This is a genomic window from Acetobacterium sp. KB-1 (assembly GCF_003260995.1).
Lineage (GTDB): Bacteria > Bacillota > Clostridia > Eubacteriales > Eubacteriaceae > Acetobacterium > Acetobacterium carbinolicum.
Map to the genome: position 1 here is coordinate 417,780 of NZ_CP030040.1, position 21,280 is coordinate 439,059.

Annotated in this window: 24 protein-coding genes and 1 pseudogene; 21 read left to right on the forward strand and 4 right to left on the reverse strand. The window is 42.5% G+C overall.

Going from position 1 to position 21,280, the window contains the following annotated elements; all coding sequences use genetic code 11:
• The first annotated feature begins 13 nt into the window (after positions 1 to 13).
• From DOZ58_RS01955 to DOZ58_RS02005, 10 genes and pseudogenes are all read left to right on the forward strand, one after another.
• A complete protein-coding gene (locus DOZ58_RS01955; RefSeq protein ID WP_111886763.1) occupies positions 14 to 523 on the forward strand; it encodes a hypothetical protein in 510 nt (169 codons plus the stop codon).
• Positions 524 to 585: 62 nt separating this feature from the next.
• Positions 586 to 1,401, forward strand: a complete 816-nt coding sequence (locus DOZ58_RS18440; protein ID WP_162624382.1) for an N-acetyltransferase — start codon at positions 586 to 588, stop codon at positions 1,399 to 1,401.
• 84 nt (positions 1,402 to 1,485) lie between these two features.
• Positions 1,486 to 2,428 (forward strand): annotated as a pseudogene (locus tag DOZ58_RS01965) (alpha/beta fold hydrolase).
• Between the two features lie 151 nt (positions 2,429 to 2,579).
• On the forward strand, positions 2,580 to 2,801 hold the full coding sequence (locus DOZ58_RS01970) for a hypothetical protein (protein WP_162624383.1): 222 nt from the start codon (positions 2,580 to 2,582) through the stop codon (positions 2,799 to 2,801).
• Between the two features lie 252 nt (positions 2,802 to 3,053).
• A complete protein-coding gene (locus DOZ58_RS01980; protein WP_111886766.1) occupies positions 3,054 to 3,611 on the forward strand; it encodes a GNAT family N-acetyltransferase in 558 nt (185 codons plus the stop codon).
• A gap of 78 nt (positions 3,612 to 3,689) precedes the next feature.
• Complete coding sequence (locus DOZ58_RS01985; RefSeq protein WP_111886767.1) at positions 3,690 to 4,307, forward strand: transglutaminase family protein; 618 nt, start codon at positions 3,690 to 3,692, stop codon at positions 4,305 to 4,307.
• Positions 4,308 to 4,348: 41 nt separating this feature from the next.
• Positions 4,349 to 4,438 (forward strand): DsbA family protein, encoded by a 90-nt coding sequence (locus DOZ58_RS19205; protein ID WP_242988574.1) that lies wholly within the window; start codon positions 4,349 to 4,351, stop codon positions 4,436 to 4,438.
• Between the two features lie 393 nt (positions 4,439 to 4,831).
• On the forward strand, positions 4,832 to 6,595 hold the full coding sequence (locus DOZ58_RS01995; RefSeq protein WP_242988501.1) for a transposase: 1,764 nt from the start codon (positions 4,832 to 4,834) through the stop codon (positions 6,593 to 6,595).
• A complete protein-coding gene (locus DOZ58_RS02000; protein ID WP_162624376.1) occupies positions 6,564 to 6,776 on the forward strand; it encodes a DUF4315 family protein in 213 nt (70 codons plus the stop codon). Before DOZ58_RS01995 ends, DOZ58_RS02000 begins: the two co-directional genes overlap by 32 nt.
• A gap of 222 nt (positions 6,777 to 6,998) precedes the next feature.
• Positions 6,999 to 7,184, forward strand: coding sequence for a hypothetical protein (locus DOZ58_RS02005; protein ID WP_204355455.1), 186 nt, complete (start codon positions 6,999 to 7,001; stop codon positions 7,182 to 7,184).
• A gap of 488 nt (positions 7,185 to 7,672) precedes the next feature.
• Here the strand turns inward: DOZ58_RS02005 and DOZ58_RS02010 are convergent, their stop codons facing one another.
• Positions 7,673 to 8,254, reverse strand: a complete 582-nt coding sequence (locus DOZ58_RS02010) for a hypothetical protein (RefSeq protein ID WP_111886768.1) — start codon at positions 8,252 to 8,254, stop codon at positions 7,673 to 7,675.
• 361 nt (positions 8,255 to 8,615) lie between these two features.
• On the opposite strand from DOZ58_RS02010, the gene DOZ58_RS02015 reads away from it, so the two are divergent.
• From DOZ58_RS02015 to DOZ58_RS19210, 3 genes are all read left to right on the forward strand, one after another.
• Complete coding sequence (locus tag DOZ58_RS02015) at positions 8,616 to 9,110, forward strand: NUDIX hydrolase (protein ID WP_111886769.1); 495 nt, start codon at positions 8,616 to 8,618, stop codon at positions 9,108 to 9,110.
• A 66-nt stretch (positions 9,111 to 9,176) separates the two neighbouring features.
• Positions 9,177 to 9,572 (forward strand): hypothetical protein, encoded by a 396-nt coding sequence (locus DOZ58_RS02020; RefSeq protein WP_242988575.1) that lies wholly within the window; start codon positions 9,177 to 9,179, stop codon positions 9,570 to 9,572.
• A 70-nt stretch (positions 9,573 to 9,642) separates the two neighbouring features.
• Complete coding sequence (locus DOZ58_RS19210; protein ID WP_204355456.1) at positions 9,643 to 9,819, forward strand: hypothetical protein; 177 nt, start codon at positions 9,643 to 9,645, stop codon at positions 9,817 to 9,819.
• Positions 9,820 to 10,049: 230 nt separating this feature from the next.
• Here the strand turns inward: DOZ58_RS19210 and DOZ58_RS02030 are convergent, their stop codons facing one another.
• On the reverse strand, positions 10,050 to 10,502 hold the full coding sequence (locus DOZ58_RS02030; RefSeq protein WP_111886771.1) for a thioredoxin family protein: 453 nt from the start codon (positions 10,500 to 10,502) through the stop codon (positions 10,050 to 10,052).
• A 35-nt stretch (positions 10,503 to 10,537) separates the two neighbouring features.
• Positions 10,538 to 10,939, reverse strand: a complete 402-nt coding sequence (locus tag DOZ58_RS02035) for a helix-turn-helix transcriptional regulator (protein ID WP_111886772.1) — start codon at positions 10,937 to 10,939, stop codon at positions 10,538 to 10,540.
• Positions 10,940 to 11,300: 361 nt separating this feature from the next.
• On the opposite strand from DOZ58_RS02035, the gene DOZ58_RS02040 reads away from it, so the two are divergent.
• Entirely contained in the window at positions 11,301 to 11,768 is a 468-nt protein-coding gene (locus DOZ58_RS02040; protein ID WP_111886773.1) for a pyridoxamine 5'-phosphate oxidase family protein, read from the forward strand.
• Here the strand turns inward: DOZ58_RS02040 and DOZ58_RS02045 are convergent.
• Positions 11,755 to 12,144, reverse strand: coding sequence for a DUF4160 domain-containing protein (locus tag DOZ58_RS02045; protein ID WP_322520059.1), 390 nt, complete (start codon positions 12,142 to 12,144; stop codon positions 11,755 to 11,757). The genes DOZ58_RS02040 and DOZ58_RS02045 overlap by 14 nt on opposite strands.
• Positions 12,145 to 12,302: 158 nt before the next feature.
• Here DOZ58_RS02045 and DOZ58_RS02050 point away from each other — a divergent pair, with 158 nt between their 5' ends.
• The 7 genes from DOZ58_RS02050 to DOZ58_RS02080 all read left to right on the forward strand — a co-directional run bounded on the left by DOZ58_RS02050 (position 12,303) and on the right by DOZ58_RS02080 (position 21,193).
• Entirely contained in the window at positions 12,303 to 15,086 is a 2,784-nt protein-coding gene (locus DOZ58_RS02050; protein ID WP_111886774.1) for a DNA methyltransferase, read from the forward strand.
• Positions 15,087 to 15,509: 423 nt separating this feature from the next.
• Positions 15,510 to 15,911 (forward strand): D-Ala-D-Ala carboxypeptidase family metallohydrolase, encoded by a 402-nt coding sequence (locus DOZ58_RS02055; RefSeq protein ID WP_162624384.1) that lies wholly within the window; start codon positions 15,510 to 15,512, stop codon positions 15,909 to 15,911.
• On the forward strand, positions 15,911 to 16,321 hold the full coding sequence (locus tag DOZ58_RS02060) for a holin family protein (RefSeq protein ID WP_111886776.1): 411 nt from the start codon (positions 15,911 to 15,913) through the stop codon (positions 16,319 to 16,321). Before DOZ58_RS02055 ends, DOZ58_RS02060 begins: the two co-directional genes overlap by 1 nt.
• Positions 16,322 to 16,693: 372 nt before the next feature.
• Positions 16,694 to 18,277, forward strand: a complete 1,584-nt coding sequence (locus tag DOZ58_RS02065; protein ID WP_111886777.1) for an FRG domain-containing protein — start codon at positions 16,694 to 16,696, stop codon at positions 18,275 to 18,277.
• Between the two features lie 171 nt (positions 18,278 to 18,448).
• Positions 18,449 to 19,246 carry a hypothetical protein gene (locus DOZ58_RS02070; protein WP_162624385.1) on the forward strand — a complete coding sequence of 266 codons (798 nt, stop codon included), beginning with the start codon at positions 18,449 to 18,451 and terminating at the stop codon, positions 19,244 to 19,246.
• Positions 19,247 to 19,303: 57 nt separating this feature from the next.
• On the forward strand, positions 19,304 to 20,092 hold the full coding sequence (locus DOZ58_RS02075) for a PASTA domain-containing protein (RefSeq protein ID WP_111886779.1): 789 nt from the start codon (positions 19,304 to 19,306) through the stop codon (positions 20,090 to 20,092).
• Positions 20,093 to 20,149: 57 nt separating this feature from the next.
• On the forward strand, positions 20,150 to 21,193 hold the full coding sequence (locus DOZ58_RS02080; protein ID WP_111886780.1) for a hypothetical protein: 1,044 nt from the start codon (positions 20,150 to 20,152) through the stop codon (positions 21,191 to 21,193).
• Positions 21,194 to 21,280: the final 87 nt, after the last annotated feature.

The window sequence follows — 21,280 nt, forward strand, 5'->3', positions numbered from 1 at the left end:
TGTTGAAAAACAATTGATAGAAGAAATTAAAAAGGATATCCCAGACTTATGGATGGTCACACATTATCTTAAAGAACTAGATAATTCAACATCATTCGTTTTAAGTAATGACCTCTCAATTGAAGTATTCGTCTATTTGAATTTGGCCAGGAGTTTTTTCAGAAAAGCGTATAATTATGGGGAACCTATATGGTGGATTAATTTCTTGCCAAATCTAATGTATCGACCTATCATGAAATTTGATAGAGGCCTTAATCAAAGAGGATTATTTTTATATCAATCGTATGCTTCCTACGTGGAAGAAGTTTATAGTTTCAGAGTTCAAATGGTTCAGAGAATACGATTCAAGAAACCAGTATTCATTATCAAAAATAAAGAAGGCATATTAAAATCTTTAGATAATATTGGTATTAATCGGATGGCCCTATTTAAAGACTATGATAATACCGCAGCATATATCAAATCAAAACACGAAATGAATTCGGGATTTGTGATTGAAAAAAAGAGGTGTCACCAACAATGATTATTCTGATTATGGCAGATGTTAATATAACTGTAGTTTAAATGAATATTAAAGGAGTTATCATGTTTTCACGAACCTGGCATGGGATTGTACCGCTTAAAATGCGGGCGGCGTTTGAAGAATATGAATATCAAACCGGTGTTAAAGATACCCTGGCCATCCCGGGCAATCGGGGTGCTTTTTTAAAAATTGTCGAGCAGGGTGAATATGCTCATTTTTTTCTCTGCACAAAGTGGGATTCAATGGCCAGCATGATTGCCTATGCCGGGCAGGAACCTGCGATTGCGGTGACTTATCCTGAGGATGAACACTATGGATTGATCTCCGATCCGATTGTGATCATTGAGGAAGTCCTAGATGATATTGGTTGGCAAGGCAAGGCGAAAAAACCGATGAAACACGAAAAACCCCCAATCACAGCGATTACCTATCGCAGCGGCGATGAATCGCTGTTGGATGACATCCAGGAGCTGTGGGAAGCATTGAACTGGCATCATCGCGATGCCGCCGCGAATTTTAAATCACACTATGAAGCGTTTACTTTTGAGATGCGTAAAAAAAATCTGCTCCAGAAGGCCAAAAATGGGCAACTGCGAATTGAAATTGCGGTTGATCAGAAAACTGCTCAAAATGTCGGGTACTGTATTTCCCGGGTCGAATTTTCGGGTGATGTTGAAATGGAATCCTTATATGTGCAGGACGACTATCGGGGATTGGGTCTTGGTGAGACATTGTTAAGCAATGCCATTGCCTGGATGGATGAAATGGGGGCCCACACCAAGACCGTGGCGGTGGCAGTCGGCAACGAGAAGGCTTTCAGCTTTTATGAGCGCTTTGGTTTTTATCCCCGAAAAACTTTGCTGGAGCAGATAAAATAGTGCACATGCCCGGTGCCCGGCGCACTTAACTTAAGATCATCCGACTGCATGATAGCCTGATAATAAATTTACAGGAGGAAGACAATGGCATTTGAAGAAAGAAGTTTCAGATCATTAAACGAAAAGGATACCATCCAGGCTTGGATTTACAAGCCAATTCGCAAACCCCGGGGGATTGTTCAAATTGTCCATGGTTTTGGCGAACATTCACGACGCTATCTGCATATGATTCTCAAGTTGAATGAGGCTGGCTTTGTGGTTGCGTCAGACGATCATGTGGGACATGGTAAAACCGCCGCGGAATCCGGCAACTGGAGTGACTGGGGAAACAAAGGCTATCTGACCATGGCTGAAGATGAACACAGCCTGCGTCAATTGGTCCAGGCAGACTATCCCGACCTGCCTTATTTTATGTACGGTCACAGCATGGGCTCGATGATTGCCCGATCTTATGCGACAATCTATGGGGGAAGGCATCGACGGTTTGCTGCTCTGCGGAACCTCGTCGGTTTTTCCAAAGACTCAGGAGTTGGCGGCAGCATTGCAAAAGTGCATCGATGAAGGCAAAGGCGAAGAAGTCGATCCCAGTTATTTAGGGGTTCTTTTCGAATGGATGACTGACCGCATCACGAATCCCCTGACCCCCAATGATTGGATTGCCGGTGATCCGGATATCGTTGCCGATCATGCCAGCGATCCCTTCAATAATTTCACCAGCCCACCGAATATTCGCTCAACCTACGATTTTATCATGATGATTGATAGTATTCTTGGCATCCAGTGGGCCGAGAAAGTTCCGGCTGCCATTCCGGTTTATAATATTGCCGGAGATCAGGACCCCTTCGGTCTTTTCGGAGAAGGTGTCTATGCGGTGTCAAACTGGCTGGCGGATACCGGAAATCAGGTCAAAACAAAGATTTATTCCGGATATCGTCATGAAATCCACAATTATCGGGACATTCGTGATGAGGTCGAAGATGGCATGATCGACTTCATTAATGCGATCATTGCGACGAAGGAAAACTGATTTAAACGGCAGACGTGTGAGTGTGGGGGAAGAAATGGAACCAGTCAAGACAATCAAAGAAATGCATCAACTGATTCAGAAAAATGACATGTTGCTGGTTTATTTTGGCAGCAATACCTGCGGCGTGTGACGGGATCTGCAGCCCAAAATTGTGGCAATGATTGACCGCTATCCAAATATCTGGGCGGTTAAGGTTGATGTGCAAAACGTGTCGGAACTGACGGTCAGCTATCATATCTTTTCAGCGTCGGTTGTGATGCTATTTGTTCAAGGAAAAGAAACCGTCCGCGAAGCGGGTATTATTAGCGTGATTAAGCTTGAAGAAAAAATTTCCAGATACGACGCGCTTTTTTATGGCGAAGATAAAAATTGAATTTGCCACGTTATGGTAATTTTTGTCCAGCCGCACCGTCTCCCAGTTAAAGGGCTGCCAGTAAAACTAAAGGAAGCTGTAAAATTCGGCCGCATCGCTGATCACATCTTAATCATTCAGGAAGTTGTAGATGACGGTGATTCCTTTGTTGGCGGTAACAATTTGTTAAAAAAGATAGTAAATGAAACTAAATGCACTTTTACAAGCGGTCGTACGGCTTCCTGAAGTGCTGTGATTTAATGGAGTAATAAAATGATTTTAATAAAAGAATGTTCAATCGATGATTTAATGGACTATCAAAAAATATCCCGCCAAACCTATTGGGAGACCTTTGCCGGAATGAATACGCAAGCGAATATGCAGGCTTATTTGGAGGAGGCGTTTAATTTAGAAAAGCTCAGAAGTGAATGGTTAAATGAAGCCTCATTTTTCTATTTCATATTTTGTAATGAACAATTGGCAGGCTATATGAAACTTAATGAAGGCAAAGCACAAACCGATCTTCATGATCCCTTATCACTTGAAGTCGAAAGAATCTATGTTTTGAAGGAGTTTCAGGGAAATGGATTGGGATGGCAATTGATGGATAAAGCAGTAGCGCTGGGAAAAGCCCGGAAGCTGACCTATCTGTGGTTGGGGGTCTGGGAGGACAACAAAAAAGCCTTGAGTTTTTATCAAAAACACAACTTCTATAAAATCGGGTCACATGATTTTATAATGGGAGATGAGATCCAGACGGATTATCTGATGAGAAAAGACCTCATTAATGATGAAAAATGCCGATTAATGGATACCTCATTGCAAAAGTAATTTGACGCTTCGATTACCAAAGACTGTAAAAAAACTCATGGTTCTATGAGGCGGTTTTGAAATGGAAGGAAACAAAGAATGATTCGAAAATTCTTATTAGCAACAGACATGATTGATTTTCATCATTTCACAATCCAGGACAAAGCACAGCAGTTATTTACAGCTGGCATGACAAATATCGAAAAGACAAGAACCGCCTATCACTTTGTCAGGGATGAAATTCCCCATTCGTTTGATTGCAATGCCCAGGTGATCACTGCAAAAGCATCGGATGTGCTGATCCACAAAACCGGCATTTGTCATGCCAAAGCCAATTTGCTGGCGGCCCTGTTGCGATCTCAGAAAATCCCTGCTGGCTTCTGTTTTCAGCATATTACGCTGGCCGATGATGACTCCCTGGGGTATTGTGTTCATGCATACAATGCCGTTTTTATCGAAGAAAAGTGGATCAAGCTTGATGCCAGGGGCAATAAACCGGGTGTCAATGCGCAATTTTCACTCAGCAAACCGATCCTGGCCTTTCAGAATCGACCGGAATATGATGAATACAACTGGCCGGGAATCTTCGCCAATCCCCATCGGGACACCATGCTGATGCTTGAAAAGGGTAGAAGTCTTCAGGATATCATGGATAACATCCCGGATACGCTCAACGTCAAGCCAGATGTATTAATCAACGATACCAGCCAAACTTAACTGAAAGGTCTTACCGTTGGTAAGAATGATGAGGTAAAAAAATGAAAATAGAAATTTGGTCAGATTATGGATGTCCCTTTTGTTATATCGGGAAAAAAAGCTTACCTTGGCCCTTGAGAAAACAGGGATGACATCCGTTGAGATCGTCTTTAATGCGTTTGAATGATCCGAACGCCAAGAAGCGTTATGATGAGAACATTAATGTGAACTTTGCATCTAGGTTACACTAAGTCATAAAAAACTGTGTGAGAAAGTCTCAAAACCCCAGTAAAATCAAGGAAATTCACTTTGTGAACTTTGCATCTAGGTTACACTAAGTCATAAAAAACTGTGTGAGAAAGTCTCAAAACCCCAGTAAAATCAAGGAAATTCACTTTGTGAACTTTGCATCTAGGTTACACTAAGTCATAAAAAACTGTGTGAGAAAGTCTCAAAACCCCAGTAAAATCAAGGAAATTCACTTGCAAAACGTAGAAAAAAGTAGTATAATTTTAGTGTAACAGTTACACTAAAGGAGGCTGCTCATGTACTACGATTACACAGTCAAAATCCCTTTGGTTAGGGGCAAGATAATCACCAAGAAAAAGGGCGATTCAACTTATGTCCTTTTTCAATACGGCCAACAATACAATGTCGAAAAGAAATATGCCATACCCCAACGTACCATCATCGGAAAGATTCATTCAGATAATCATGATGTCATGTATCCGAACGAGAAATTTCAAGATTACTTTCCGGAGGTTACCCTTCCAGAAGAACTGCCGGATTCTTATCGAAGCTGCGCTTTGAAGATTGGTTCATATGCGGTAATCCAAAAGGTTCTCCAAGAATATAAGTTAGAGAATCTTCTGAATACATGGTTTCCAAAAGACTGTGGATTACTACTCGATCTAATGGCATATCTGATTGTTGATGAAGAAAATGCAGGCCAGTACTATCCTGATTTTGCATTTAACCACCCACTGTTTTCGGAGGGAATGAGGATATACAGCGATTCAAAAGTAAGCCGGTTCCTTAAATCAGTTACTCGGGAACAGATTATTGGCTTCCTAAATGACTGGAACAAAAAACGTGATCATAAACAATGCATTTACATTTCGTATGATTCAACAAACAAGAACTGCCAAGCCGGTGATATTGATCTTATAGAATACGGCAAAGCGAAGGATGAAAAAGGACTTCCAGTGTTTAATCTTGCATTAGCATTTGATAAGACCAACCGAGTTCCGCTATTTTATGAGGAATATCCAGGTTCAATAACCGATGTTTCCCAGTTTGAGTATATGGTAGACAAGGTGAAAGAGTACAATTATAAATCGGTCGGTTTTATTCTGGACAGAGGATATTTCAGCAAAGCCAATATAAAATACATGGAAGATAATGGTTACTCCTTCATCATCATGGTTAAAGGCCGTAAAAATCTCGTATCTGAGCTGATAACAGCGAACCGAAATACATTTGAAACTGATCGTGAGTGTGCTATCCGTTCATACAGAGTTTATGGAAAAACAGTTTTAGCTAAGTTGTATGAGGACGATAATACTCTTAGATATTTCCATTTATACTTCAACCCTTCCAAACAGGCTGCTGAGAGAGAACAGCTGGAGCAACTGATTGAAAGACTTGGATTGTATTTGGAAAAACATATTGGAAAAGATATCACACTTGGGAACGTATATCACGAATATTTTGACCTTCGCTATAACAACAAGCATGCGCTTGTCTCGTATACAGAAAAAAAGGATGTCGTTCGGAAAAAGTTGGAGCAATGCGGTTATTTCTGCATTATCACCTCTACTGAAATGACTGTATCACAGGCACTTATCCATTACAAAGGTCGGGATATCTCTGAAAAACTATTCAGCACGGACAAATCGTTTATTGGGTCTAAAAGCAACCGGGTTCACACTTCCGAATCATTGTCTGCAAAGCTGTTTATCGAATTTATTGCACTGATTGTCCGTAACAGAATCTACAACCTCTTGAAGGAAACGATGCTTCGATTAGATACAAAACCGAATTATATGACGGTGCCTGCGGCGCTTCGCGAACTGGAAAAAATCGAAATGGTTAGACGGAGTAAAGACCATTATCGGCTTGATCACGCCGTAACCAAACGGCAGAAGGTTATTCTAAGTTCATTCGGCATGGACGAGAATAATATTCGTGATATTGCAAGCGGAATCGGCAATCTATTGTCGAAGAACCAGTCGCTGATGACAAATACAGATAGCCAGAATGAGGAGGAATACGACGATGGCGCGGACGAAATCGATAACTTCGATTGAAACTGAAATTACAAGAATAAATAGTGAGCTAACAAAACTTCAAGAAAAACAGGAGGCTCTATCGGACAGATTGTTGGAACTTCAAAAGCAAAAGAAGGAACACGAGGCCAAACAAGTAATGGAGGCTTTCCAAAAAAGTGGCAAAAGCTTGCAGGAGCTGATGACATTTTTAGATGTCTGAGGCAACGGTTTTGAGTTTCAAAAAGTATTTAGTGTAACTTTTATGCAAAGTTGAGGCAGGAGCTGATGACATTTTTAGATGTCTGAGGCAACGGTTTTGAGTTTCAAAAAGTATTTAGTGTAACTTTTATGCAAAGTTGAGGCAGGAGCTGATGACATTTTTAGATGTCTGAGGCAACGGTTTTGAGTTTCAAAAAGTATTTAGTGTAACTTTTATGCAAAGTTGAGGATTAATCAATTGCTGGCTAAGAAATACGGGATGAGCATCGAACAGGCAATTGCGGCGAACGCGAATGTCATCAATCCTGCCAAAGAAGTTGGTTTGGATTTCAATTTTGATAAACTGCAGCCGAAAATTGATATAATGATTGACCGCTATCCAAACATTCGGGCAGTTTTATTTCCGTAGCGGTCTGCATATTCAAACGAAAGTAGCTTGCTTTCCTGTAAAGCTGCTTTTACGGTTTTCTGATCGTGATTAAGTTAAGTGTGTCTGGTACCAGACCAAAAATGTTTCTTGCAATTTGTTGTAGCAGGTTGATAACTTCAATGTGATCTGGCAGTTGACGGTGATTAATTGTATTGAGGACGACGTTGTTTCAAATGACCGAAAAAATGCCAATCACTGACGACAAACAGTTGGAGGCGGAGCGGCTAGGTATCCCTTTATTGAAGGAGAAGGTTGCAAAAAGCAATAATGAGTGGGTGAAAAATGGGTGTTACAGACATAATTGGCCATGCTTAATAAGAGAACCTCAGGCATAAAATTTGCCTGAGGTTTCTTTCACCGTTAGAGTGATGTGCGTCAGGAAAACAGAGCTGATAGTCTTGACGTTTTCTTAACCTCGAAATGATGGGATACAGTATTTCACGACAGATCGGGGTTGCTAATCCATTTCATGCCAGGACATTTAGACTTGTAAGACTCGTTGTGCTGGTGTTTTGATTATCCTGGTATTGTTGAAAAAGAGACAGTAAATCCTGCTTTGTTTTTGAAGTCTGATTCCATTCGGTTTCATCCAGGATACTAAGACTGCCCATGGTTTCACGGATTTGCATGTAATTCTGTGAAATACCTCCATTTGGCGGACTTTCCGAAAACGGGACGAGGCTTTTTATTTCCTCGAGATCAAAGCCGTTGGTTTTGATAGCATCGGCTAAGGCACTGCTTTCGCTAATACTGGCTTCTTGCAATGCGGTGATGATAGCAGTGGCATCTTCTTCGGTGAGTTCAGAAGCATCATATTCTTCAAGAATTGAACTGATGATGTCTTCCTGTTCCGATGTCAGAGAAGTTGCATCGGATGATTCAGATGTAGCACTGACTTCCGGTGGCGGTGGTGGTGGCGGACCTTTTGGTGGCGGCTTTGAACCATCAACCTGGCTGGTTTCACTGGTATCGCTGGATGTCGTTTGCTTGGTTTGATAGGCCTGCCAAAGACTGGCAGCACTACTACTTTGACTGATTGAACTGATCATTTTGGGTTCTCCTTTCATAATAATTTGCAGCAGTAAGGGGGATTACGCCATGGTGAATAGTATCAATTGACGTGCGATGCGGCCATTGACCTGCCATCTGCTGCGGGCCGAGGATAAACTTTCAATAATGAGATGTCGAAAAGCAAATAAAAGTATCCTAATCTGAAGTATAGCGGATGGAACTTGAATAGACATTGAATGAAGCAATTCAAGCCTGGCAGGCAGTAGTGCCAGGAGACTCTTAACTTAAGCCATTTAAAAATACCCAGCAAGTCATAGAATCCTGGGGTCGGATCATGTATAATAATGAAGGAAAAGATGTGAGAATTACGGTTGTTGTGAAGAAAGAAAGAGGCTTAAGATGAATCATGATATTTTATATCGCAGCGAGGAATTTATTTTTTCTTATCGAATTGCCGGTGTGCTGGTAAAGAATGAAAGAATACTTTTGCAAAAACCCCGAAATGACGATGGTTACTCGATACCGGGAGGCCATGTGCGCAGGGGGGAGACTTCCCAGGAAGCTTTGATCCGGGAATTCAAGGAAGAAATCAATGCGGATATTCAAGTTGAGAAATTGCTTTTTGTGGGCGAGAATTTTTTCCCCTGGGGCAATCGACCCTGTCAGCAAATCAGTCTCTATTATCATATTTTATTGCGGGATGATACGCAAATTCCGTTGGAAGGGGTGTTTAAGGTCATTGACGAACTGGAAAATATGCAAATTGATTTGGATTTTTGCTGGATTCTCTTGTCCGAATTAAAAAAGGTGAAGTTTTATCCAACGAATCTCGTAGACGACTTAATTACCCTGCCGGAAAATGTCAAACATTTTGTTTTCAAGCAAGCACCATGAGTCGCCGAATCGATTTTTCTGGCCCCGGGTCATTTGAAATTTTAGTAAAAAATGGAAAGGAAAAATATGATGAAAAGAATCGCAGTGGTTTTGGCTTTGATGGGGTGTTTGTTGCTGGTGACTGGCTGCGAGAGCGAGGCCGAAAAGGTTTCTTACAATTTGTCGCAGCAGGCGGATAACTTTAATGTGATCCGTCAGTTGACGGTGATTAATTGTATTGAGGGCGACGTTTTGTTCCAGATGACCGGCAAAATGTCAATCACTGCCGACACCGCCGACAATCAGTTGGAAGTCATCGTTGAAGATGAGGATGGCAGTTATAAAAAGCATTTTATCGGGTTAAGCGACAACGTCACCTATGTGCTGGAAGATTTAGGTGAGAACACGGTTTCGAAATATAAGTATACCCTGAATTACAATCCGAAGATGTGGATTCCCGTTGAGATTCAGACCATCGATTAGGCGGTCAGAGTCACCGTTCTTGGTGCCACGGCAAACGGTTTTGCCGGGCCAGCCATGACGCCATAAAAAAATGAATCAGATGGATCATGATTTTGGACTGATGATGGGTTTTATTATGACCCTGGGTTTTGCCATGGTCGCGGTCCCGGGGGCTCCCGGCGGCGCCATCATGACGGCCTTGCCATTTTTGTCGATTATCGGCATTGCCATTGACAGTCCCCTGGCAAGTTTGATGATTGCCATCTAGATCAGTCAGGACAGTTTCGCGACGGCCTGCAATGTGTCCGGCGACAATGCCATCAGCCTGATGGTTCAGAAATTCTATGATCAGATGGTTCAAAAAAACCGGCTGGGGTCGCAGCAGTTCCCGTTGAAGAAGTCCCCGTTGAAGTTTGACAAAAACCTTCCCGCCGGGTCCGATGACACCAGCGGGAAGGTTTTTGTGTGCTATGATACATTGTAAATTTTGATACGATCCTAAAGAGCGTTTAGCCAGCGGGTGAGGTCGGTCAGCGGCGGGACGCTGCCGGCGTGTTTGAGTTGACCATTGATGATTAAAACTGGGGTCATTAGAATTCCGACACCCTTAGCAGCCTGTTCGTAAGGCTGTAAATACTGATCCAAAGCGTAAGTCCAGCCAAACTGATTGTAAGGTTCGTAGGGAAGATTTTCCGGGTCATCCCGGCGATCATAACACTGATTCAGTAAAACGGGATCGATGGGTAGATCGAGAAGGCGGGCCACATTCTTTGCGGTGCCCGGGATCAGACCTTGCGTGTGGGCAAAATCGCTGGCTTTCGGATCGGTATAGGCAAGATGTCGCACCGTTGCCGCTTTATTTTCTGCACTTACGATGGTTTCAATGAGATGGGTCAGCAAGCCACATCGGGGACATGGCGGGTTGGTTCCGATAATCCAAATTTCATGCATGTAAAAGGTCTCCTTTTTTCTTGATGTTGCAAAGCTTATTTTGATGATGGATCGATTGTGCGACGGGCCTCTGATAAAATGCCGGCAATAGTATTTTGATAGGTTTCCAGGGTTTCGATCCAATTTTTTAAGCAGGTTTGACCGGAGGGGTTGATGCGGTAGATTTTTTTAGCGGCTCCGGTTCCGTTGACGTCCCATTCCGCCGCAATCAGGTTTTTTTGCTCTAAATGTTTAAGGGTCCGATACACGCCGGTACGGTCAATCTTATCACCGTGGATCATTTTTCGAATTTCTAATTCATGGATAATGCGATACCCATGTAAATTCTGACTGGCTAAAATGGTCAGGATTTGGGGCTGCAATAATTTATCAAGGGTCCCCCCCTGGCAAGAACATTTGGCTTGCTGGTTTAATGAACCTTCACTACTATTAGACATACACTACTATGCTGGTTTAATGAACCTTCACTACTATTAGACATACACTACTATGCTGGTTTAATGAACCTTCACTACTATTAGACATACACTACTACCTCCAGATCAGATTTAACATAGCCTGATTATTTATGCAACCAGTATTTCGGGGTAAGCTGAAAATATTGTTGCAGCTTTGCCGGCGGTTGATGAGGTTGTTTAACTTCCCGCGTTTCATTTTTTTAGTAAAAACCAGTTTTTTTCGTTGTGATGCAATTTGGGCTCAGTTTCTTGCACAAAGCACCATCCGGCGGTGGTTGGCGGGGGGGCCAAAAGATGATACAATAAAGTCAGAAAAAAATGATGAGACCGTGGAGGTAAGATGCGACGTTCAGAACGTGAAGTAACCAGTGAAGCAGAAATTTTGGCAATCATCAGCGGCTGTAAGGTGTTACGGTTGGGCCTGGTGGATGATGGCAAACCCTATGTGGTGCCTTTGAACTTTGGCTATACGATGGCCGGATCGGAGTTGACGATCTATCTCCATTGTGCTCCTAAAGGCCGCAAGCTGGCGGTGCTCGAAAAGAATCCCCAGGTCTGTATTGAAATGGATCGGATGGCTCAACTGATCACCGGGGCCAGTGGCTGTGATTACAGCTGCAATTTTGAGAGTTTGATTGGCGACGGCCAGGCCGTGATTCTGACCGATGGGGCCGAAAAAATAACGGCTCTGAACCAGATTATGAAACACCAGACCGGCCGGGATGATTTTTCTTTTGAGCCCCGGATGGTGACGATGACAACGGTGATTGCGGTGACCTTACAGCAGTATACGGTTAAACGGCACTAATGGAACAGGCTGGGCGAACCGCCAAAGCGGCGCGATGAGCTGTAAATGAACAAATATTAAAGGGTGAAAGCCCAAGCCAGGATAAAAAAATCCTTCCCGCGACTGTCCCATGACAGTGCCGGAAGGATTTTAATTGTTTTACCGGGAGATTCCCGACTAACACGTCACCGTCGATTCCAACGGAGGCTTCATATTCGTTATAATAAACATGAAAATGTGGTTTGTGATGCTGAAAATTATCACTGTATAGCATCCGGATAACAATATTATAAAATCGGCATAACTCTGGTATTTGGCATTTCCTGTATGTTATCTTGATTATAACGCTTATTTTACAGTTTCTCAATAAAAATTGAAGCTGCTCATCAAAGTTCATAAAGACTGGGAAAAATCTTGCTTTCGAAAAATACGGTAAAGACGGGGAAAGGAGAGCAGAAATGCCCTTTCGACAGGCACAAAAAACCCCCCATCCTTTTGCAATTCGCCCTTTAAAGCGTTATAATAAAACCAGTTTAGATGTGAGAGGATAACAGCATGACAGAAATTGAGAAACGTGACGCGGCTAGAGCCTTTGTGACCGACTGGCAGGATAAAGGCTATGAAAAAGGACACAGTCAGCCTTTCTGGCTGGTGCTGTTGCGGGACGTCTATGGGGTGGCTAGACCCGAGCAGCAAATCAGCTTTGAAGATCAGGTGATGCTGGATCATACCAGCTTTATTGACGGCTACATCCCCGAGACCCATGTGTTAATTGAACAGAAAGGGAATGACCGGGATCTGCGCAAGGCCATACGCCAGTCCGACGGCAGCTACTTGACGCCGTTTCAGCAGGCCAAGCGATATTCTGCCAATCTGCCTTATTCCCGGCGACCCCGCTGGATTGTGACCTGCAATTTTAAAGCGTTTCTGGTCTACGACATGGAAAACCCCAATGGTGAGCCCGAGGAAATCCTCCTGGCCAACCTGCACGAGGAAACCTACCGCCTGGAATTTCTGGTCGATGCCCAGAATGAGGCGATCATCCGGGAAATGGAGATTTCCATCAAGGCCGGTGAAATCGTCGGCAAGTTTTACGATGCCCTGCTTAAGCAGTATCGAGATCCCGAAAATCCCGAGTCCTTAAAAAGCCTGAACATGCTCTGCGTCCGCCTGGTCTTTTGCCTCTATGCCGAAGACGCCGGGATTTTTGGTAAGCACGGGATCTTTAAGGATTATCTCAAGCGCTACCTCAACCCCGCCGATGTCCGAAAGGCTCTGATTGAGCTCTTTGCAGTGCTCAATCAAACCGTCGCCGAACGGGATCCATATATGGAACCGGCGCTGGGGGCGTTTCCCTATGTCAATGGCGGGCTCTTTGCCACTGAAAAAATCGAAATCCCCGGCTTCTCCCAGGAAATTGTTGATCTGCTGATTCACGATGCCTCCGAGGATTTTGACTGGCAGGAAATCAGCCCGACCATTTTCGGCGCCGTCTTTGAAAGCACCTTAAACCCCGAGACCCGGCGTTCCGGGGGGATGCACTATACCTCCATCGAGAACATTCACAAGGTCATCGACCCCTTGTTTCTTGAAGATTTAAAGGACGAATTTGACCAGCTTAAGGAGGAGCCCGTCGAAAAGACCAGAAACCGCAATCTTTCCACCTTTCAAGAAAAACTGGCGGGGCTCAATTTTCTGGATCCCGCCTGTGGCTCGGGGAATTTTCTGACCGAATCCTACCTGGCCCTGCGACAGCTGGAAAATGACGTCTTAAAAGTGTTGCTGGGCGATCAGATCCGCATTGGTAGCGATCTGCATTCGCCGATTAAAGTGTCGATTCATCAGTTTTACGGCATTGAGATCAACGATTTTGCCGTTTCGGTCGGTAAGACCGCCCTCTGGATTGCCGAAGCCCAGATGATGAAAAAGACCGAGGACATCGTCCATATGCATCTGGATTTCCTGCCGCTGAAATCCTACGCCAACATTATCGAGGGCAACGCCCTGCAAATCGCCTGGGAAACCGTGGTGCCGCCAACAGAACTTGATTTTGTGATGGGGAACCCACCATTTGTGGGCTATTCGCTGCAATCAAAGGCCCAGAAAAATGATCTGCTGGCGGTTTATGTCGATGAAGCCGGTAAACCCTATAAAAGTGCCGGAAAAATTGATTTTGTGGCCGGCTGGTATTTCAAAGCTGCCCAGCTGATGGACGGCACAGGCATCCGCACTGCCTTTGTCTCGACCAATTCGATTACCCAGGGGGAACAGGTGGCCGGGGTCTTTAAACCGCTGTATGAGTGCTTTGGGATTCACTTCGATTTTGCCTACCGAACCTTTAAATGGGCCAGCGAAGCCAGTGATCAGGCCGCTGTCCACTGTGTCATTGTCGGCTTTAGTCAGGCGCCTAACCCGGCAGACAAACGGATTTATAGCGGCGAAGCCATCAGCAATAAGGTGGAACAGATTAATTCCTATCTGGTGGAAGCGCCGGTGGTGTTTATTGAAAATATCAAGAAGCCTTTATGCGACGTACCTGAAATGACCACCGGGAATCGGCCAGCTGATGGGGGACATCTTCTGATCTTTGCTGATGATTATGAATCGTTTATTAAAAAAGAGCCAAAAGCAAAGAAATTCATTAAAAAATTTGTCGGTGCTGCTGAATTTATCAACAACAAAAAACGCTGGTGTCTCTGGTTAGTGGATGCGTCACCGGCAGAGATACGCAGCATGCCCCTGGTGAAAGAGCGGGTAGAACGCTGTCGCCTTGACCGCTTGAATGCGCCGGACGTTGGCAGGCAGAAATTGGCAGAAAAACCGGCATTCTTTCGGGAGATAAAGAACCCGAAATCATATGTGTTGGTACCAAGCACATCATCTGAAAACAGACGATATATTCCTATCGGGTTTCTTGACGACACATCCATTCCAAGCAATTCTACAATCATTTTACCTGATGCCACCCTTTACCATTTCGGTATTCTCACTTCTAACGTCCATATGGCCTGGATGCGTGTCGTGGCAGGGCGGTTAAAAAGTGACTACCGCTACTCCATCAATATCGTCTATAACAATTTCCCCTGGCCCAGCCCCACCGTCGCTCAGCAGGCCCTGATCGAAAAAACCGCTCAGGCCATTCTGGATGCCCGAGCCCTCTATCCCGATTGCAGCCTGGCCGATCTCTATGATGAGATCACTATGCCCAAAGAGCTGCGCCGGGCTCACCAGGCCAACGACAAAGCGGTGCTAGCCGCCTATGGTTTCGATAAAAACATCCGTGAGTCCCAATGCGTCGCCGAACTGATGCGGTTGAATCAGGCGTTGACCGAGAAGTAGCTAAGTAGGTGGGAAGGCATCATCTTACCAGAAGAAGCAACATAAATGGCATGCGTAACTTTGTCAATGCTGAGTGAAAAGATGATCAGAATCGTGTTTATCGTTGAAGGAACCACCGATGAGGATGGTTTGAGCGGTAAAGCGTAAGAGTTGTCTTGGATAGAATTAAAAAAAACTGATCAGAAAAAGTCGTGTTTAATTTAAAATTAAACCGGCTTTTTTTATGTCGAAAATCTAATACTTTCCCTTCACTAGGGCGTTTAAAGCCAGTATCCTAGGATGCTAAAATGAAATCAAATAAAGGAAAGGAGGATTACCAATGGCACTGACGAGCGATTTTTTAACCAAAAAAGTTCAGATCCGATCTAACCATGGCATGGTCGATGGCAAGGAAAAAATCACGACCTGGAACCGGATGGCTTGGTGGGACCACTCACCGAAAACCGACTGTTTCGGGAACAGTTGTCAGTGATTTCAATGGATGGCGATGGCGCCACCCCGCACTTTACCAAGGGCAAATTTGCCTGCGATTGTCAGGGCGCTTATTGTGACGGCTTTCCGGGAGCCATGGATCTGTGGCTGATGCTCAAGCTTGAAGCTCTGCGTAACGCACTGGATTCTCTGGTGATCATTACCTCTGGGCTCCGGTGCGAAATCCGCAACGGCGAGGTGGGCGGCATCCCTAGATCCAAACACCGCATCGGACAGGCCGCTGATCTCTACGCCCCAGGTATTGATATTGAAAGAGTGGCCAGCATCGCCGAAAGTCTGGGGCTCACCACCATCCTTTATCAGGAGCAGGGCTTTGTTCACTGCGAGGTGTAATGAAAATCACTGAAGTCTCACTGGTCTTTGCCCTGTTAGGCGGGGTGCTCGGCCAAATGCTCGGCGGCTTTGATGGGTTTTTACAATGTCTGATCGCCTTTGTGGTGATGGACTACTTAACCGGAGTGCTCTGTGCGCTTCAGAAAAAGAAACTTTCCAGCGCCCAGGGCTTCCGGGGCATCCTCAAAAAAATCCTGATCTTTATGGTCGTAGGGATGGGCCATCTGCTGGATATCACCCTACTGGGCGGAGCCGGTGCCCCCCTGCGGGTGGCGATGATCGGCTTCTACCTCTCCAATGAAGGCTTGAGTATTCTGGAAAACCTCGGACGGCTGGGGGTGCCTTTACCGAAGCGGCTGGAAGCCGTGATTCGGGAATTGGGGGAGGAGGAAGAGAAACACAAAGAATAAATGGTTCTAGATGATAAACAAGCAACGAGTTAATAAACTCACAAGAGTCAATCTTGCGAGTTTATTTTTTTGCCCAATCACCGATAAAAACTTTCCATCAATGCCATTAAATGATACAATAGTTCCATTGGAATCGATTAAAGTAATGGTTTGGATAAGTTGTTATCGTTAACGGATTAAGCTGCATGTTGATGGGCGGGGTGAAGATTCTAAAATATAGCAATAGAGAAGCATTGGCTGTGATAGATAGAAGAGAAGACAGCAATGATTTTTTCAGTTCGATAATAAATTTTGATGTTATATATACGTTTACTCAGACGAAATGATCTCCATACCAAATAAAACTCTATAAACATAAGGTGATATATTGAAATGAATAAAATAACTTTCCCACCACCATTTCTAAATTATGTATCAAATAGTCCGAGCTACTTTTCATTACAACGATCAATGTATGATAAAGCTATTGAAAATCTATGTATAGCTGAGTACCAAGAGAGAGCTGATGTATGTAGTAATATTCTGCGTTATAATAACAGTGATGAATACTTAAATTCGGCTAGAATGATTGAAAAGCTGAGTGAATTACCAGAATTGTCTTTTTGTGATGTTGAAAAAATGCTCGAAGATGAAAAAAAAGATCAAGAGACCATTCAATTTCTTGTAGATCATGAAAATTTGTCAACTCTAAAACCAGAAGAATTGTCTTTTATCTACACTGCGTTGGGACTTAGTCCAGAAAAAAACAAAAGAACTTTAAATAACTGGCTTATAAATTTTGATAGTTTAACAGACCAGGAAATAAAAAAAATTGAAGATGCTAAAAATAATAAAAGTGGTCCAATTGGTGGATTAGTAGATATTTTTCGTACTGGATTATTAGTTGATTACGGAGATGGCACAAATTTTATCGATTTAATTAGACAAGGTCGCCAACGCTATTATTATCGTGGTGAAAACGCATTTTATGGCTCCAGTAAGGCTAATTACTTTCGGAATTTTGTTGGTAAAACTGATAAAGATCGTATGAAAATTATCATTAGCCAATTGCAACTATTTAGTTTTATTCGTTTTCTTGAGAAATTTGACATATGCAAAAAATGGTCGTATGGTCAAATTTTTCCATACGCGATTGCACAGCATTATGGGTTTCCAACTAATCTGATGGATGTTACGAGTAATTTAGATGTAGCCCTTTTTTTCGCTTGCTGTAAATATGATAATTATACAAAGAAATGGCTACCTTTAGAACGAACTGATTTTGAAAAAGTTGATTCCAGAAAAAATGTTGCTAATATTGGGGGAGATTCCCGTTATGCTGTTATTCACAGAGCTTTGTCAGAAATTGTTGATTGGGCATATTATGTTGAGAATAAAGGGATTAAATTAACGAAAGTTATGCCTATTGGTTACCAACCATTCATGCGTTGTAATTATCAATATGGGTATCTGATTCGGACGAATAGTGAATATGATATGTATAAAGATCAGACATTTGAAAAATTTAAAATTCCTCTCTCAGAAAAACTCTGCAAAATGGTATATGAAAAAATGGAGCAAGGGGAAAAAATCTATCCAAATGATGGTTTAAGTGAATGTGAGGATATAATTGAAAGCATTAAAAAATCCAAATCCTTTTATCTCTGCGATTTAGAACCAACTGCCAAAGAGTTTTGGCCAAACGCACCCACACCTTATGTCAGAGATAGACTTGAAGATAATGGATGTTCATTTCATGAATACGAAAAAGAATTGAGCCCTAGACGAATTAAACGTATTGCTAAATTAAACAAAAATTGGAGAGGTTTCGATTTTGAAAAACACTACGGTTTTTCAGTTAAAATGAGACCTATGATAACAATAGGCGGAGATACATTAGTTGAAGAAAATATGGATGGAACGTATTCAATAATAAATAAGGGTGTTCACGTACTGCCAGTGCTGGGATCAGATTAACTGAAATTATACTTTACGGAGGAAAGTGCACTTAACTTCAATACGACACTGCAATCAATTCTGATAGCAGGGAAGCTTATCAGTCTATAGAAAGGATACAAATCATTGAAAAAGAGTGAATTTTTAACGAATGATTCCGTGCAGAATTTTATGCACTGGTTGGAAAAGAAAATGGATCGTACGAATTCTTTTAATCACGATTATAATATGAAGAAGCCCATCATGCATTGGGAATGCAATTCAATCTTTTCAGCTTATGAAAATTATTGCTGGTCATTCAGATACAACGATCCGATCAATGGAAGAGTCGTTAACGGTAAAACATTTGATGAAAGTGCATTAGCGTTAACACGGTTGTCACAGGGATTAAGAAAGAGTCTTCAGGATTCTGAACCAGAAGCATGTCGAAAATACTGCTGTTCGATTTTGCAGTGGGGTGGCGTCCTAGCAAATAATGATAAGCGGGTCAATGGACTTGGCATGGAGATCTGCTATTATCTCAAGGAAATCCAAAACAGCATGACCGATGATCGTTCATCCGAAGCGTATTATCAACGTGAGATGATCATGAACTCTGGCTTTACAAAAATCTATTCTTTATATATTGATGGTTTTATTATTTATGATGGCCGAGTTGGTGCCGCTTTGGGGTTGCTGGTGCGGCTTTTCTGCGAGGAGTATTCGCTGGCGAAGGTTCCTGATGAATTGTTGTTTGCCTGGGGCAAAGGAAAAGAAAGCTCCTATCAACGGAGTGCTGTGAATCGGCGTAATCCCGGCAGTGACAAATATACTTTCCCTGAACTGAGTAACAATCCCAAGCGACATACTGAAAACAATATTCGGGCGAACTGGCTGTTGAAAGAAATTGCTGAGCGAACGGATTCCAAATTTAATCAATTTGATGGAGCTTTGAAAATGAGAGCCATTGAGGCAGCATTATTCATGATCGGTTATCAGGTCAACGGTTAACTACTGGTAGCAGGTACACATATACAAAATTATTGCTAATAAATGGAGGAATGAAAAATGTCGAAATGGTCGAAGATAGCAATGTATGGAAAAGCTGCAGTTAAAGTGATTGCACCAAGTGCTTTGGTTCTTATAGAAAAAACAGGTACTGAATTTATTGAAAAACAGAAAAACCTTATAAAAATACCTGATTTAAAAGACGTCTATATTGATGAAGCATTGCGAGTTCTAAAAGACGAACTAAATTTGATTCCAACATCGGCGATTGCAAATCCTAATTTAGCGTATGTTGATGAAAGTGAAAATGAAGTGATGTATTCTGAACCAAGATTCGGCTCGCGGGTCAATCCAGGAACGGCAGTTAAGGTTTACTATCTCACTCAAGAAGTAATTGATAAGAGCAAAAAGTTATTAGAAACCGTTGTTCATGAATTTAAAGTTCCGAGAATCATTGGGGCTAATCTCTATGAAGCACGAGAAGACCTTGAAAGCTTAGGCCTAAAAGTTGCTGTGAAATTAGAAAAACCAAGCTTGAAATTTGTCAGTAAAGACGATGGACAGGTCACTCGAGTCACTTATCCAAATGATCAAAAGATCGGCTCAAAACTAAAAACCGGCGAGCGAGTTCTGATTTATTATGTCAATGAAGAAGTAATCTTAAAGAGTCGGTCTATAAAAGAAAAAATTGATAAAGATCGGCGTGAAATAATCAATAAAATCGGTAAAATTAGTAAAGACGTATCAGATGGTTTTTGCACCGGGGTTGCGGATACGCACAAAACGGTCGTTAAAAAAATCGGCAAACCGTTTGCAAAGAAAAAATCAAGTTCAGATATGAGAAAATAAACGGTTAAGTAGTCGGTGCCAGCACATTAGAGCAGAATATTTTTACAGAGGTATGAAATGAAAATAGAAGTCGGCGAATCATTGATGCTATCGTGGCTGCGGCATGTAAAAGAATGCCAGATCGCCCAGACTAATTGGAAAGCATCATCTCACTGGGAACTGAAAAATCAGGATAAAATCGAACAATTGCTGAAAAATTCTGCAAATTGTTTTAGCAAAAAATTCGGTTATGATCTGTTTAAAGCCAACAGTGGCTTGTCACAGATTTTGGCACAGGCCGAAATTGATGCGCTTGGTATCACATCTGATGGGACACACAGTAAAATTTATGCAATTGATGTTGCCTTTCACGAGGCGGGTCTTAACTATGGTTCGAAAGAGGAAACGGTAACCCGTGTTATTAAAAAATGCATTCGCACGGCGATGTGTATTTACGGGTATTTTGGTTTAAGTAGTGGCACAATCATTTTTGCCTCGCCCAAAATTAATCCGAGTGTTATGATAGCGATCAATGAATGCATGAGTGACATGACTGCAGTTCTAGAGACAGCCGATCTTGATTTTGACGTGCGGATCATTGCCAATGACGATTTTAGAGAGAGCATTCTGGAACCAGTTTTGAGCATGCTTGGTGAGGTTTCGGATACGTCTGAATTATTCATGCGAAGTTTGCAGATGTATAATCTATTTGTTAATACTGAAACCAGAGTCAATAAGAATCAAAGAGCTTCATCGCCTGGACGGATTACGCCAGAAATAGTTAAAATTGAAAATACCGATATTGATGGGCTCAAAGAAATGAAAATTGGTGCGATTGTCAGAACAGTCTTTCGGAGTATGCTTGAAGATGGAGCTGTTTCACATGAAGAAGTTAAAAAAATGCAGACGCGAGAATATTCTAAGGAAACTTTCGATATTCAATTTCCGTTATTATTAAAAACGGAAACAACTGGCGGGATTAAGCCGGTCAGATATTATGCAAACCCTGTATGCATTTATGGCATAAATTATTTTCTCTGTTCAGAATGGTATGAAGTACCCGCAAACAACGATCGACCTTATTTGATGAAGTGGCTTATTTTACACAAAAAGAGCAGGTGATTAATTGCAAAACGTTTACTAACAGCGAAAAAAGATGAGATGATCATAATGCTCATACTTAATGAAAATGAGATTGTCCAGTAAATC

What these genes read in the sequence shown, in the direction of transcription:
- DOZ58_RS02030 (WP_111886771.1), bottom strand. Translation starts at nt 10,502, where the DNA reads ATGCATGAAATTTGGATTATCGGAACCAACCCGCCATGTCCCCGATGT.
- DOZ58_RS02080 (WP_111886780.1), top strand. Translation starts at nt 20,150, where the DNA reads ATGAAAATAGAAGTCGGCGAATCATTGATGCTATCGTGGCTGCGGCAT.
- DOZ58_RS02060 (WP_111886776.1), top strand. Translation starts at nt 15,911, where the DNA reads ATGAAAATCACTGAAGTCTCACTGGTCTTTGCCCTGTTAGGCGGGGTG.
- DOZ58_RS02045 (WP_322520059.1), bottom strand. Translation starts at nt 12,144, where the DNA reads ATGAACTTTGATGAGCAGCTTCAATTTTTATTGAGAAACTGTAAAATA.
- DOZ58_RS02050 (WP_111886774.1), top strand. Translation starts at nt 12,303, where the DNA reads ATGACAGAAATTGAGAAACGTGACGCGGCTAGAGCCTTTGTGACCGAC.
- DOZ58_RS02075 (WP_111886779.1), top strand. Translation starts at nt 19,304, where the DNA reads ATGTCGAAATGGTCGAAGATAGCAATGTATGGAAAAGCTGCAGTTAAA.
- DOZ58_RS02000 (WP_162624376.1), top strand. Translation starts at nt 6,564, where the DNA reads ATGGCGCGGACGAAATCGATAACTTCGATTGAAACTGAAATTACAAGA.
- DOZ58_RS02020 (WP_242988575.1), top strand. Translation starts at nt 9,177, where the DNA reads ATGATGAAAAGAATCGCAGTGGTTTTGGCTTTGATGGGGTGTTTGTTG.
- DOZ58_RS18440 (WP_162624382.1), top strand. Translation starts at nt 586, where the DNA reads ATGTTTTCACGAACCTGGCATGGGATTGTACCGCTTAAAATGCGGGCG.
- DOZ58_RS02040 (WP_111886773.1), top strand. Translation starts at nt 11,301, where the DNA reads ATGCGACGTTCAGAACGTGAAGTAACCAGTGAAGCAGAAATTTTGGCA.
- DOZ58_RS01980 (WP_111886766.1), top strand. Translation starts at nt 3,054, where the DNA reads ATGATTTTAATAAAAGAATGTTCAATCGATGATTTAATGGACTATCAA.
- DOZ58_RS19205 (WP_242988574.1), top strand. Translation starts at nt 4,349, where the DNA reads ATGAAAATAGAAATTTGGTCAGATTATGGATGTCCCTTTTGTTATATC.
- DOZ58_RS02065 (WP_111886777.1), top strand. Translation starts at nt 16,694, where the DNA reads ATGAATAAAATAACTTTCCCACCACCATTTCTAAATTATGTATCAAAT.
- DOZ58_RS02015 (WP_111886769.1), top strand. Translation starts at nt 8,616, where the DNA reads ATGAATCATGATATTTTATATCGCAGCGAGGAATTTATTTTTTCTTAT.
- DOZ58_RS02070 (WP_162624385.1), top strand. Translation starts at nt 18,449, where the DNA reads ATGGATCGTACGAATTCTTTTAATCACGATTATAATATGAAGAAGCCC.
- DOZ58_RS01995 (WP_242988501.1), top strand. Translation starts at nt 4,832, where the DNA reads ATGTACTACGATTACACAGTCAAAATCCCTTTGGTTAGGGGCAAGATA.
- DOZ58_RS02010 (WP_111886768.1), bottom strand. Translation starts at nt 8,254, where the DNA reads ATGATCAGTTCAATCAGTCAAAGTAGTAGTGCTGCCAGTCTTTGGCAG.
- DOZ58_RS02035 (WP_111886772.1), bottom strand. Translation starts at nt 10,939, where the DNA reads ATGTCTAATAGTAGTGAAGGTTCATTAAACCAGCAAGCCAAATGTTCT.
- DOZ58_RS19210 (WP_204355456.1), top strand. Translation starts at nt 9,643, where the DNA reads ATGAATCAGATGGATCATGATTTTGGACTGATGATGGGTTTTATTATG.
- DOZ58_RS01985 (WP_111886767.1), top strand. Translation starts at nt 3,690, where the DNA reads ATGATTCGAAAATTCTTATTAGCAACAGACATGATTGATTTTCATCAT.